Source organism: Avibacterium sp. 21-599 (assembly GCF_026226765.1).
Classification (GTDB): domain Bacteria; phylum Pseudomonadota; class Gammaproteobacteria; order Enterobacterales; family Pasteurellaceae; genus Avibacterium.
The window spans coordinates 383427-396476 of record NZ_JAKKOB010000001.1 but is presented as its reverse complement, the minus strand read 5'-3'; the positions used below and the strand labels follow the sequence as shown (position 1 = coordinate 396476).

At 40.2% G+C, this 13050-nt stretch carries 8 protein-coding genes; 4 read left to right on the top strand and 4 right to left on the bottom strand.

What is annotated here, in order from left to right:
• Positions 1-9 precede the first annotated feature (9 nt).
• The 4 genes from nrdG to gapA all read right to left on the bottom strand — a co-directional run bounded on the left by nrdG (position 10) and on the right by gapA (position 7361).
• Positions 10-480: an anaerobic ribonucleoside-triphosphate reductase-activating protein gene (gene nrdG, locus L5B83_RS01855; RefSeq protein WP_265777373.1), complete on the bottom strand. Its 471-nt coding sequence runs from the start codon at positions 478-480 to the stop codon at positions 10-12.
• A 1351-nt stretch (positions 481-1831) separates the two neighbouring features.
• Positions 1832-3958: an anaerobic ribonucleoside-triphosphate reductase gene (nrdD, locus tag L5B83_RS01850; RefSeq protein ID WP_265777372.1), complete on the bottom strand. Its 2127-nt coding sequence runs from the start codon at positions 3956-3958 to the stop codon at positions 1832-1834.
• 305 nt (positions 3959-4263) lie between these two features.
• The gene (locus L5B83_RS01845) at positions 4264-6060 is read right to left on the bottom strand and encodes an AMP-dependent synthetase/ligase (protein WP_265777371.1); all 1797 of its coding nucleotides are present in this window, start codon (positions 6058-6060) and stop codon (positions 4264-4266) included.
• A gap of 296 nt (positions 6061-6356) precedes the next feature.
• Complete coding sequence (gapA, locus tag L5B83_RS01840; RefSeq protein ID WP_250349497.1) at positions 6357-7361, bottom strand: glyceraldehyde-3-phosphate dehydrogenase; 1005 nt, start codon at positions 7359-7361, stop codon at positions 6357-6359.
• Between the two features lie 416 nt (positions 7362-7777).
• Here gapA and gmk point away from each other — a divergent pair, with 416 nt between their 5' ends.
• The 4 genes from gmk to recG all read left to right on the top strand — a co-directional run bounded on the left by gmk (position 7778) and on the right by recG (position 13017).
• Complete coding sequence (gene gmk, locus L5B83_RS01835) at positions 7778-8404, top strand: guanylate kinase (RefSeq protein WP_250349498.1); 627 nt, start codon at positions 7778-7780, stop codon at positions 8402-8404.
• Between the two features lie 66 nt (positions 8405-8470).
• A complete protein-coding gene (gene rpoZ / locus L5B83_RS01830) occupies positions 8471-8737 on the top strand; it encodes a DNA-directed RNA polymerase subunit omega (protein ID WP_250349499.1) in 267 nt (88 codons plus the stop codon).
• Between the two features lie 75 nt (positions 8738-8812).
• Positions 8813-10936, top strand: a complete 2124-nt coding sequence (spoT, locus tag L5B83_RS01825; protein ID WP_250363572.1) for a bifunctional GTP diphosphokinase/guanosine-3',5'-bis pyrophosphate 3'-pyrophosphohydrolase — start codon at positions 8813-8815, stop codon at positions 10934-10936.
• Positions 10936-13017, top strand: coding sequence for an ATP-dependent DNA helicase RecG (recG, locus tag L5B83_RS01820; RefSeq protein WP_265777370.1), 2082 nt, complete (start codon positions 10936-10938; stop codon positions 13015-13017). Before spoT ends, recG begins: the two co-directional genes overlap by 1 nt.
• Positions 13018-13050: the final 33 nt, after the last annotated feature.

The following is a 13050-nucleotide window of genomic DNA, read 5'->3' as shown; positions in this document are numbered from 1 at the left end:
GATGTAAAATTAGTCAATTTTCAAGCGATAAATGACCTGATTAGCCGATCCTCGCCATATTAAAGAGGGATCGGCTTGTTCTTGAATAAATTTACCATCAATCAGTACGTCAATATAAGGTAACATTTCGCGTTGTAATTCATTGAGTTCCGCAAGTTGATAGCCTGTCCAAAGCCAGATGTCTTTGTCTGGGCATTCTGTTTTGATGCGTTTGACTAAGGCGAGTAAAGTTGGTACGTTGCGTGGGTGGAGGGGATCTCCGCCTGATAAACTGAGTCCTTGCCGTTTAATACGTTGATCTTGAAGATCACGGATAATTTGATCTTCCATTGCTTTATCAAATCGAACACCAGCACTAAATGACCAGCTTTTTTGGTTATAGCAACCTTTGCAAGCGTGTTCGCAACCACTGACAAAGAGTGTGCAACGTGTGCCTTCACCGTTTACGATATCAACGGGGTAATATTGGAGATAGTTCATTTTATTTTATTGTTTATCTTGAATAATTAATTTTTTCTTTGTGATTAATAACGGATTTCGCCGTTGGCGACTTCCTTTCTTTTGCTTACCCAAAAGAAAGGAAGCAAAGAAAAAGGAACCCCGATCAAACCGCTTTTTCCTCATTCTAATAAAATTTTCTTAACGAAAAATCAGCCTGATGTTCGCTTCGCTCTCGCTCGGCGTGATTTTTCTAAAAATTTTATCTTCATTCGGGCTGTTTGGACGGGGAAATTCAGTTAGGGCGAATTTTAAAGTGCGGTGAGAATCTTTGAGTTTTACAAAGAGTAAAGAAAATTCTCGATCTCAATCACAGAGCGACTGTGTTACCTAACCGCCTACGGCTCGTAGGTGGTGAAGTAGCTTCCTGAACAAATCTCCCCACCCCTCTTTACTAAAGAGGAGCTTGAACGTTCCCGCTTTATAAAATCTGAGGTTGAATACAGTATCTCCCCGTTTATTTCAGAAGGGCTTCAAAATCCTTCTCTATGATCTGGAGAAGATAATGAATTAATCTCCCGTGTAAATTGCCTTCATTTTTAACAAATTTTTAGAAAAGTAATGCCTGAACGCAGCGTAGCGAGTATGGGCTTACTTTTCGTTAAGAAAATTTGCTAAAAATCAAGAACAGCAATTTAGTCGGGGGCTTTTTTCTTTGCCTACTTTCTTTTGAGCAAGCAAAAGAAAGTAGGTCGCCCAACGGCGAAATCCGTTATCAATCCCAAAGAAAAAAGCAAGTAATAAAGTGCGGGCATTTTCCACAGAATTTTAAAAAATCCAAAAATTTCTATCGCACTTTAAAATTCGCCCTAACCGCATTCCCCGTCCAAACCGCCCGAATGGAGATAAAATTTTTAGAAAAGTAACGCCTGAACGCAGCGTAGCGAGTATGAGCTTACTTTTCGTTAAAAAACTTTATCAGGATGAGGAAAATGCGGTTTGATCGGAGTCTCTTTTCTTAGCTTCCTTTCTTTTGGGTAAGCAAAAGAAAGGAAGTTGCCAACGGCGAAATCCGTTATCAATCCCAAAGAAAAAAGCAAGTAATAAAGTGCGGGCATTTTCCACAGAATTTTAAAAAATCTAAAAATTTCTATCGCACTTTAAAGTTCATCTTAACCGCATTCCCCGTCCAAACCGCCCGAATGGAGATAAAATTTTTCGTTAAGAAAATTTTATTGGAATGAGGAAAAAGCGGTTTGATCGGGGTTCCTTTTCTTAGCTTCCTTTCTTTTGGGTAAGCAAAAGAAAGGAAGTTGCCAACGGCAAAATCCGTTATCAATCATAAAGAAAAAAGCAATTTAACCTTAAACAAAATTCTCACTCCATTCTCCAATTATAAATGTTTTACTCTTCTTTTCACCTCTTCTTGTTTACCTGCATTAAACGGGCGTGCATCGGGGCTACCGAGATAACCACAAACACGGCGAGTAACAGAGACTTTTTCACTGTCGTGATTACCACATTTAGGGCAAGTAAAACCTTTGCTGGTGCAATGGAATTCGCCCGTGAAACCGCATTCATAGCATTCATCGATGGGCGTGTTTGTCCCGTAATAAGGCACGCGGTCGTAGCTATAATCCCAAACATCTTCTAAGGCTTTGAGATTGTGTTGAATATTTGGGTATTCGCCATAACAAATAAAGCCTCCACTTGCTAATGGGGGATAAGGCATTTCAAAGTCGAGTTTATCGTAGGGATTGACCTTTTTTTCTACGTCAAGATGATAGCTGTTGGTGTAGTATCCCTTATCCGTTACTCCTTGAATGATGCCAAATTGCTTGGTATCTAGGCGGCAGAAGCGATCGCATAAATTTTCACTTGGTGTGGAATAAAGGCTAAAGGCATAGCCTGTGTCTTGTTGCCATTGTTTTGCTGCATTGCTTAAATATTCTACAATAGCGATGCCTTTTTGACGTAGATATTCATCATCATAAATATGACTTTTTTGATGAAGGGCGTTAATGGTTTCGTGGATACCAATATAACCTAGGGAAATGGAAGCGCGTCCTTGCTTAAAGATAGTGGCGACATTATCATCCGCATTTAAGCGAACCCCACAAGCTCCTTCCATATAGAGAATAGGGGCAACCCGTGCTTTGGTGTTTTCGAGACGTGCAATACGTGTCATCAAGGCTTTTTTCGCAATAGCAAGGCGTTCATCAAGTAATGCGTAAAAACGTTGTTCATCACCTTGAGCCTCGAGTGCAATACGCGGTAAATTCAGACTAACCACACCGAGATTATTACGCCCATCGTGAATAAGCTCACCATTTTCCTCATAAGCGCCTAAGAAACTGCGACAGCCCATTGGCGCTTTAAATGATCCCGTTACCTTAACCACTTGATCATAGTTAAGAATATCAGGATACATCCGTTTGGAAGCACATTCTAAAGCCAGTTGTTTAATATCATAATTGGGATCGCAGTGTTGCTGATTTATTCCTTTTTTAATCGTGAAAACCAATTTAGGAAAGACCGGGGTTTTGTGATTTTTTCCTAAGCCACGAATACGATTACGCAAAATGGCTTGTTGAATTAAACGGGCTTGCCAACTTGTTCCTAAACCGAAACCAAAGGTAACAAAGGGGGTCTGTCCATTGGAGGTATGTAGGGTATTGACTTCATATTCCAATGATTGAAAGGCATCAAAACATTCTTTTTCAATCAAGGCGTTCGCATAATTTTCTGGTTCAGGGACATTCCATTGTTGGGCGGTTTTTAAATGCTTTTCATAGCTCAGCTGAACATAAGGTGAAAGTACTTCATCAATACGATTAATGGTGGTTCCACCATAAATATGGCTCGCCACTTGTGCAATAATTTGGGCGGTTACTGCGGTGGCGGTGCCAATTGATTTAGGCGGTTCAATCTCCGCATTGCCCATTTTAAAACCGTGCGTGAGCATTCCTTTGAGATCTACCAACATACAATTAAACATTGGAAAGAATGGGGCATAATCTAAATCGTGGTAGTGAATTTCGCCTTTTTCGTGCGCTTCTACGACATCACGAGGTAGAATATAACGCTTTGCATAATGCTTCGCCACAATACCGGCAAGTAAATCTCGTTGCGTAGGAATGACTTTAGCATCTTTGTTCGCGTTTTCATTGAGTAATTCCACATTACTTTGTTCGATCAGCCCTTCAATATCTTGGGTGAGCTGACTACGTTTTTCGCGCGCTAAATCTCGATCGTGGCGATATTCAATATAAGCCCGTGCGACTTGCGGATAAGCACTTGTCATTAATTGATTTTCAACCAATTGCTGGATTTCGTTAATATCAATGTCTTGCTGATATCGCACAAAAATGTCATTGGCAATCTGTTGTCCCATTGTGTGGCAATAATCCTCATTATGAATGCCAATGGCTAAGGCTGCTTTACGAATTGCATTGATGATGCGTTGAATATCAAATTGCACGCGTGAACCATCGCGTTTGATGACAAAAAACGAACTCATTGTATAACCCCTATATATTGTGTTTTTATGTTTTGAAAAGCACTATATATAGATTTTTGCCAAATTCAACTGATAAAAAATAAGGTTTTTTAGCTTGTTTTTTGAGCGAAATGACGTGGGGAAGTTGATTTTACTAGGCAATTTGCATCTTTGTTTATGAGAATTATTCTCAATAAATTGTCAATTTTATTGATGTAGATCAAAGTTTATAAAAATAAAGTGCGGTGGAAAATTTGCGAGTTTTTGCTGTTGTGAAGAGAAACGAAAAATAGAAAATGCGGTGAAAAATCACCGCACTTGGTTTTTTATTGATACATAGCTTCAATTTGCGCTTTGTAACGTTCCAAAATCACTTTTCGACGTAGTTTCAATGTGGGGGTAATTTCATTCATTGCGGTAGTAAAGGCTTCTGGTAGCAAGGTGAATTTTTTTATTTGTTCAAAGCTTGCTAACTCTTTTTGCAATTCATTTAAACGTTTTTCAAAAAGCTGAATAATTTCAGAATGTTTGAGCAACTCCATTCGATCTTGATATTTAATATTGAGTTTTTTCGCATATTCTTCTAAAGAGGCAAAACAAGGCACGATCAAGGCAGAAACATATTTTTTCGCATCAGCAATCACGGCAATTTGTTCAATAAATTTATCTTTTCCAATTTTTCCTTCAATATGTTGAGGGGCAATATATTTACCGTTTGAGGTTTTCATCAGCTCTTTAATGCGATCCGTGATGTAGAGATGTCCTTGCTCATCTAATTTACCAGCATCACCAGTTTTCAAAAAACCGTCAGCGGTAAAGGCGGCAGCAGTTTCCGCTGGTTTTTTGTAATAACCACGCATAACCATCTCGCCACGCACTAGGATTTCATCGTTTTCGCCAATTTTAACCTCGGCGCCGGGCATTAACTTGCCGATAGAATTTGGCTCAAAATGATCATCTTCCCAGCAAGAAACGGTAGCGGTGGTTTCTGTCATACCATAGCCCAGCTTAATGTTAATGCCAATGCTGTGGAAAAATAGCCCAATAGTGGGATCTAATTTTGCACCGCCACAGGGCATCATACGAATACGTCCACCGAGCAAGTGGCGTAATTTGCTCAACACTAATTTATCCGCTAAGAAAAATTGCTGTTTAAGCCCAAATGGAATAGGCAGTTTTTGGCTTTTGCGATCAAAATAACGATGCCCCACATTCATCGCCCAGTTAAATAGCGTACGGCGAAGTTTGGGTGCTTGCTGCACTTTATCGTGAATAGCGGTGTAAATTTTTTCGTAAAAACGTGGCACCGCACACATTAATGTTGGGCGGATAGCACTTAACGCAGGGCGTACTTGATCGGTGTTTTCTATATAGCAATTCACTGCACCACGATGTAGCACATAGGCGACCCAAGCACGTTCAAAAATGTGTGAGAAAGGCAGAAAAGAAAGGGAAATATCCTGTTCTGTAATGGGCTTTAGTGCTTGATCGTGCGCTTTAAGTTGATGGGCAAGGTTAGCATAATCTAACATCACGCCTTTTGGTTCACCTGTTGTGCCAGAAGTATAAATAAGGGTAAATAAATCATTCAGTTGTTTATTATCGAGACGTTGTTGTAATGCTGTGGGATTGGTTTGAGATCCTGTTGCAATAAAGTTCGCCCAACTGCAAGCCAGTGGATGATTGTGCAGTTGAATGCTGTCTTTCATCGCCACAATATGCTGTAACTGTGGACAATCCGCAGCAATGTGTAATGCTTGTTCATACTGTTCTTGATCGCCGACGAAGAGAATTTTTATATCGGCATCATTAATAATAAACGCGGCCTGCTGTGCGGTATTGGTTGCGTAGATTGGGACGGTAATGGCACGAAGTTGTAATGCCGCGATATCGGCAATTGTCCAGCGTGGCATATTATGGGAAAAAATGCCAATTTTATCTTGTACATCAATATGATGGGCGAGTAGCGCAAGAGAAAGTTCGTTTACTTGTTGTTGAAAGCTAGCCCAAGAAATATCGTGCCATTGTTGATTTTCAAAATAACGAAGTGCGGTGTTATTTTTTAATGTTTTTGCTTGCTGTTGAAAACGGCTCACAAAATGAAAATCAAGGGTATTTGTCATTCTTCTTTATCCTATTTACCTAATGATTATTTTTTAGCGTACAGTTGTAGGCTAAATATAATCGTTAATCCAATAAAAAGCGAGAAAAATCCGCTGAAAAATGCGGATAATCAGTGATTTTGTGAGCGATGTAACAGTTTTAACGAGCGAACAGTTGTTCATTTTTATGCGATGAAGAAAAGAAATGTTTTTCCAGAGAAAGGCAAATAGAGAGAAGCAAGAATAAATCAGCGAGAAAAATTTGGTGAAAAAAAACCGCACTTTAAAAGTGCGGCTTAATTTTAAATGATTTTTAATTAGCCTTTGTAGTTGTGAATATGAGCTACTAAGTCTAATACTTTGTTTGAATAACCTGTTTCGTTATCGTACCAAGATACTAATTTAACGAAAGTATCAGTTAATGCGATACCTGCTTCTGCATCAAATACAGAAGTTAATGCACAACCGTTGAAGTCTGTTGATACTACTGCATCTTCAGTATAGCCTAAAACGCCTTTTAATTCGTTTTCAGAAGCACGTTTGATTTCTGCACAGATTTCAGCGTAAGTTGCTGGTTTTTCAAGGTTTACAGTTAAATCCACAACAGAAACATTTGGTGTTGGAACACGGAATGCCATACCTGTTAATTTACCGTTTAACTCAGGAATAACTTTACCTACTGCTTTCGCTGCACCTGTTGAAGATGGAATGATGTTTTGAGCCGCACCACGACCACCACGCCAGTCTTTCGCTGAAGGACCATCAACTGTTTTTTGGGTTGCTGTGGTTGCGTGAACAGTGGTCATTAAACCGTCTTTGATACCCCATTTGTCGTTGATTACTTTCGCTAATGGTGCTAAACAGTTTGTTGTACAAGAGGCGTTTGAAACGATATCTTGACCTGCATAAGTATCAAAGTTTACGCCGTTTACAAACATTGGTGTCGCATCTTTAGATGGACCGGTTAATACAACTTTTTTCGCACCCGCTTCAATGTGTTTACGAGCAGTTTCATCAGTTAAGAAGATACCTGTTGCTTCAACAGCAATATCAACACCAATTTCGTTCCATTTTAAGTTTGCAGGATCGCGCTCAGAGGTAACACGGATAGTTTTACCGTTTACCACTAAATGGCCGTCTTTTACTTCAACAGTGCCATCAAAACGACCGTGAGTTGAATCATATTTTAGCATATATGCCATATATTCAACGTCGATTAAATCGTTGATACCGACTACTTCGATGTCATCACGTTGTTGTGCTGCACGGAATACGATACGACCGATACGGCCAAAACCATTGATACCAATTTTAATTGCCATAAGTTTTTCACCTATAATTTAAGTTAAACAAAAGGGTTACGGTGCATAGAAAGAATTTCTATTTTCCGTTCGCTGCGGATTATAGCACGCTTTTTAGATAGGGTGAAACTAACTCGCAAGAAAACCGTAAAACATTTGTGATCTACATCAAAACTTTGCGGATCAGCCAGTTAGCTTGTTTTTATTTTGTCAATATTAAGTAAAAAAACACCGCACTTTTAGGGATTGTTGATAATTTATTTCGCCGTTGAGCGGGGGGCTATTTTTGTGAGAGCAAGGCGAAAGTGGCGAAGTTGAGTTATGCTAAATGAACCACATTCAACGCAGTTATCACGAAAAATATCCCCTGCCCCTAATGATTTTTTTCTGATTTATCGGCATAATGAGCATAATTTGATGAAAATTGAGGATAAACAATGAGCCAAGGTAACCTTTATATTATTTCTGCCCCAAGTGGTGCGGGAAAATCATCTTTAATCGCCGCATTATTAGCAAAAGAAACAGGGCGTAAAATGATGGTTTCTGTTTCCCATACCACCCGCTCACCACGCCCGGGCGAAGTAGATGGCGTGCATTATCATTTTGTGAGTAAAGCGGAATTTGAGCATTTAATTGAACAAGATTTATTCTTAGAATATGCCAACGTATTTGGCGGAAATTATTATGGCACCTCCTTACCAACGATTGAAAAAAGTTTGGCGCAAGGCATTGATGTTTTTTTAGATATTGATTGGCAAGGGGCGCAACAAATTCGTGCCAAATTACCGAGTGTAAAAAGTATTTTTATTTTGCCTCCTTCTGTGAGTGAATTAGAGCGCCGTTTAATTGGACGTGGACAGGATAGCGCAGAAGTGATTGCCGATCGAATGGCAAAAGCCACCAGTGAAATATCTCATTATGATGAATATGATTATGTGATTATTAATGATAATTTTGAACAAGCTGTGGCAGATTTACAGCATATTTTACGCGCCGAATGTTTAACCAAAAGCTATCAACAAACGCAAAATATCGCTTTAATTCATCAATTACTGGCAAAATAATTGACATTTTAGTATCATTAGATCCCTTTTATTTATTGAAGAAGTTTAACTGATTGGAGTAAATTTATGGCTCGTGTAACAGTGCAAGATGCGGTAGAACAAATTGGTAACCGTTTTGATTTAATTTTAACCGCAGCACGCCGTGCAAGAGAATTACAATTGCATATTCGCCAACCTTTGGTGCCAGAAGACAATGACAAGCCAACAGTCATTGCATTGCGTGAGATTGAGAAAGGCTTGATCAATAATGAAATTATGAATGCGCACGAGCGTCAAGATGCCTTAGAGCAAGAGGCAACGGAACATCACGCAGTATCTTTATTATCTTCATAAGCGCTAAAAGTGCGGTAGTTTTTTGTTTTATTTTTATCCTTCGCAATAAAATTTGAATAAAAAGTTAGGTGTCCTTTGTACTTATTTGAACGTTTAGAGCATATTATTCGCGGCTACTTGCCTGCGGAACAGATTGAATTAGTAAGACGTGCATATATTATCGCAAGAGATGCGCACGAAGGACAGTCTCGCTCTAGCGGTGAGCCGTACATTACACACCCTGTTGCAGTGGCCTCCATTATTGCGGAAATGCGTTTAGATCACGAAGCGGTGATGGCAGCCTTGTTGCATGATGTGATTGAAGACACACCTTATACTGAGGCTCAGCTTGAAGCCGAATTTGGTACGAGTGTTGCTGAAATTGTAGAAGGTGTTTCTAAATTAGATAAACTCAAATTTCGCACCCGCCAAGAGGCGCAAGTAGAGAACTTCCGTAAAATGATCTTGGCAATGACACGAGATATTCGTGTTGTGCTTATTAAATTGGCTGACCGCACCCATAATATGCGCACACTTGGCGCATTACGCCCAGATAAACGGCGTAGGATTGCGAAAGAAACCCTTGAAATTTATGCCCCCCTTGCTCATCGTTTAGGGATAGAACATATTAAAAATGAGCTAGAAGATCTCGGTTTTGAAGCGATGCACCCGCAGCGTTATGCGGTATTACAAAAAGTAATAAAAATTGCGCGTGGTAACCGCAAAGATATGATTGAGCGGATTTCCGATGAAATTAAAGGACGTCTGGGGGATGTGGGTATTGATGCACGCGTCTTTGGGCGAGAAAAACACCTTTATGCCATTTACCAAAAAATGCGCCTCAAAGATCAGCAATTTCATTCCATTATGGATATTTATGCTTTCCGTGCGGTAGTGAAAGATGTTGATACTTGCTACCGTGTGCTAGGACAAATGCACAGCTTATATAAGCCACGTCCCGGTCGAGTAAAAGATTATATTGCTGTGCCGAAAGCAAATGGCTATCAATCCTTACATACTTCTATGATTGGTCCACACGGCGTGCCGGTGGAAGTGCAGATTCGTACAGAAGAAATGGATCAAATGGCAGAAATGGGGGTGGCAGCGCATTGGGCATATAAACAAGGCGGTAAGAATGATAGCACCACGGCACAAATTCGCGCACAACGTTGGTTACAAAGCCTGATCGAATTGCAACAAAGTGCGGGGAATTCTTTTGAATTTATTGAAAGCGTAAAATCAGAATTTTTCCCGAAAGAAATTTATGTCTTTACCCCGAAAGGGCGCATTGTTGAATTGCCTGTAGGAGCAACCCCCGTTGATTTTGCCTATGCGGTTCATTCTGATATTGGTAATGCGTGTGTCGCAGTAAATGTTGATCGTAAACCTTACCCACTCTCTCAACCGTTACAATCAGGACAAACAATAGAAATTATCACCGCGTTAAATGCGCGTCCTGATGTGGCTTGGCTTAATTTTGTGGTTACCGCAAAAGCACGTTCTAATATTCGTCATGCCTTGAAAAATATGCGTTCAGATACCGCTATTCTATTAGGTAAACGTCAGCTCACGAATGCCTTATTGCCACATAAATTAGAACAGATTTCACCACAACGTATTAATACGTTGCTAAATGAACTTAAACTTAATCGTTTTGAGGATTTGTTAGCTGAAATTGGCTTAGGCAATCAGATGAGTGCGGTCATTGCCTATCGTTTACTTGGAGAAAGCATTGAAATTGATACCGATGGCGATCTAAGTAATAATAAAAGCATTTTTGCCATTAATGGTTCAGAAAATTTATTAACAACATTCGCACAATGTTGCCATCCTATTCCGGGCGATCCAATTATGGCTTATGCGAGTCCCGGCAAAGGACTTGTTGTACATCATGAAGCTTGTGCAAATTTGCGTAATCATGAAGAAAATAAAGAGCATTATACGCCCGTCACTTGGGAAAATAGTGAGAATAAAGTCGATTTCGAAACAGAATTACGCATTGAAATGATTAATCAGCAAGGGGCGTTGCCTAATTTGACATCGAATATTTCCGCAATGGACAGTAATATTCACAGCATTTGGACGGAAGAGCAAGACGGCCGTTTATATCAAATTGTCGTATTGCTTACCGCAAAAGATACCCATCATTTAAGCCAAATTATGCGAAAAATCAAGACAACGCCGGGTTTTGTCAGTATTGAACGTAATATTAATCGCTAATGACAACAGATATTCTTGGGGCTGTACCGCTTACTACACTATCAGGCGTGGGAGTGGCAGTTTCGGCGAAATTAAGCCGAATTGGTATTAATAATCTACAAGATCTTCTCTTTCATTTACCGAGTCGTTATGAAGATCGTACACGCATTACGCCTATTATTGATCTTCGTCCTGAGCAATATGCGACGATCAGTGCGACAGTTCAGCTCTGTGAAGTGCAGTTTGGACGTCGCCCAATTCTAATCGTCGTGGTGTCTGATAGCACATCAAAATTAACTTTACGTTTTTTCAATTTTAACGCGGCAATGCGTAACAGTTTTCAGGTGGGAACACGGGTAAAAGCCTTCGGTGAAATTAAGCGTGGTCGTTTTATGGCGGAAATTCATCATCCTGAATATCAAATTATTCGTGATGATGCTCCTTTAGTTATGGCAGAAACGCTTACCCCCATTTATTCTACCACTGAAGGTTTAAAGCAAAACGCTTTACGAAAACTCACCGATCAAGCGCTGGCGTTATTAGATAAAATCCAGTTGCCAGAAATTCTACCTGATGAATTTAATCCTTATCCATACAGTTTGAAAGAGGCGATCCGATTTTTGCATCGTCCACCGCCCGATGTTTCGCTAGAAATGCTCGAAAAGGGACAGCACCCAGCACAAGTGCGGTTAATTTTTGAAGAATTATTAGCTCATAATTTGGCAATGCAAAAAGTGCGGTCAAATATTCAGCAATTTTTTGCTTTGCCCTTGCACTATCAAACGGATCTAAAACAGCAATTTTTACAGCGTTTGCCATTTACCCCAACTAATGCACAACATCGTGTTGTGCAGGATATTGAGCGAGATTTACAAAAGCCTTATCCAATGATGCGATTGGTGCAAGGTGATGTGGGATCAGGGAAAACCTTGGTTGCAGCGTTATCCGCACTCGTCGCAATTGATAACCAAAGGCAAGTGGCATTAATGGCACCGACGGAAATTTTGGCTGAACAGCATTTTGTCAATTTTCAACATTGGCTTGAGCCTTTCGGTATCAAGGTCGGTTGGCTTGCCGGAAAAGTGAAAGGTAAGGCACGCCAAACCGTATTAGAACAGATGAAATCAGGTGAAGTGCAGATGATTGTTGGTACGCACGCCTTATTTCAGCAGGATGTAGAATTTAATGATCTCGCTTTAGTGATTATTGATGAACAGCACCGATTTGGCGTACATCAGCGTTTAATGTTACGGGAAAAAGGTGAAAAATCAGGAAATTATCCACATCAACTGATAATGACAGCAACCCCGATTCCGCGCACCTTAGCGATGACAGTTTATGCTGATTTGGATATCTCTATTATTGATGAATTGCCACCGGGAAGAACGCCCATTACAACGGTTGCGATTTCAGAAGAACGCCGTGCTGAAATTGTTGCGCGCGTGTATCAGGCTTGTGTGAATGAAAAACGTCAAGCATATTGGGTTTGTACGCTTATTGATGAAAGTGAAGTCTTAGAGGCGCAAGCCGCAGAAGCAATTTGGCAAGATCTGACAAGCGCTTTACCTAATTTACGTATTGGTTTAGTTCATGGACGAATGAAGCCGACAGAAAAGCAAGATATTATGGCAAGTTTTAAAGCGGCAGAGCTAGATGTTCTTGTGGCCACAACGGTAATTGAGGTGGGGGTTGATGTACCTAATGCAAGTTTGATGATTATCGAAAATGCTGAACGGCTTGGCTTATCTCAACTCCACCAACTGCGTGGACGTGTAGGGCGGGGAAGTACGGCCTCGTTTTGTGTACTAATGTATAAACCACCATTAGGAAAGGTATCAAAAAAACGTCTGCAAGTGTTACGTGAAAGTCAAGACGGTTTTTATATTTCAGAAAAAGATCTTGAAATCCGTGGGCCGGGGGAAGTATTGGGAACAAAACAAACAGGGGTAGCCGAATTTAAAGTGGCAAATTTAATGCGCGATCGCAAAATGATCCCAATGGTTCAGCAGTATGCCAGAGAAATAATTCACAAATATCCACAACTTTCGGACGCCTTGATTCAGCGTTGGCTTGACGAGAAAACCATTTATTCCAATGCGTAAACTTTACCTTGAGATATCCTATACTAAGGTATA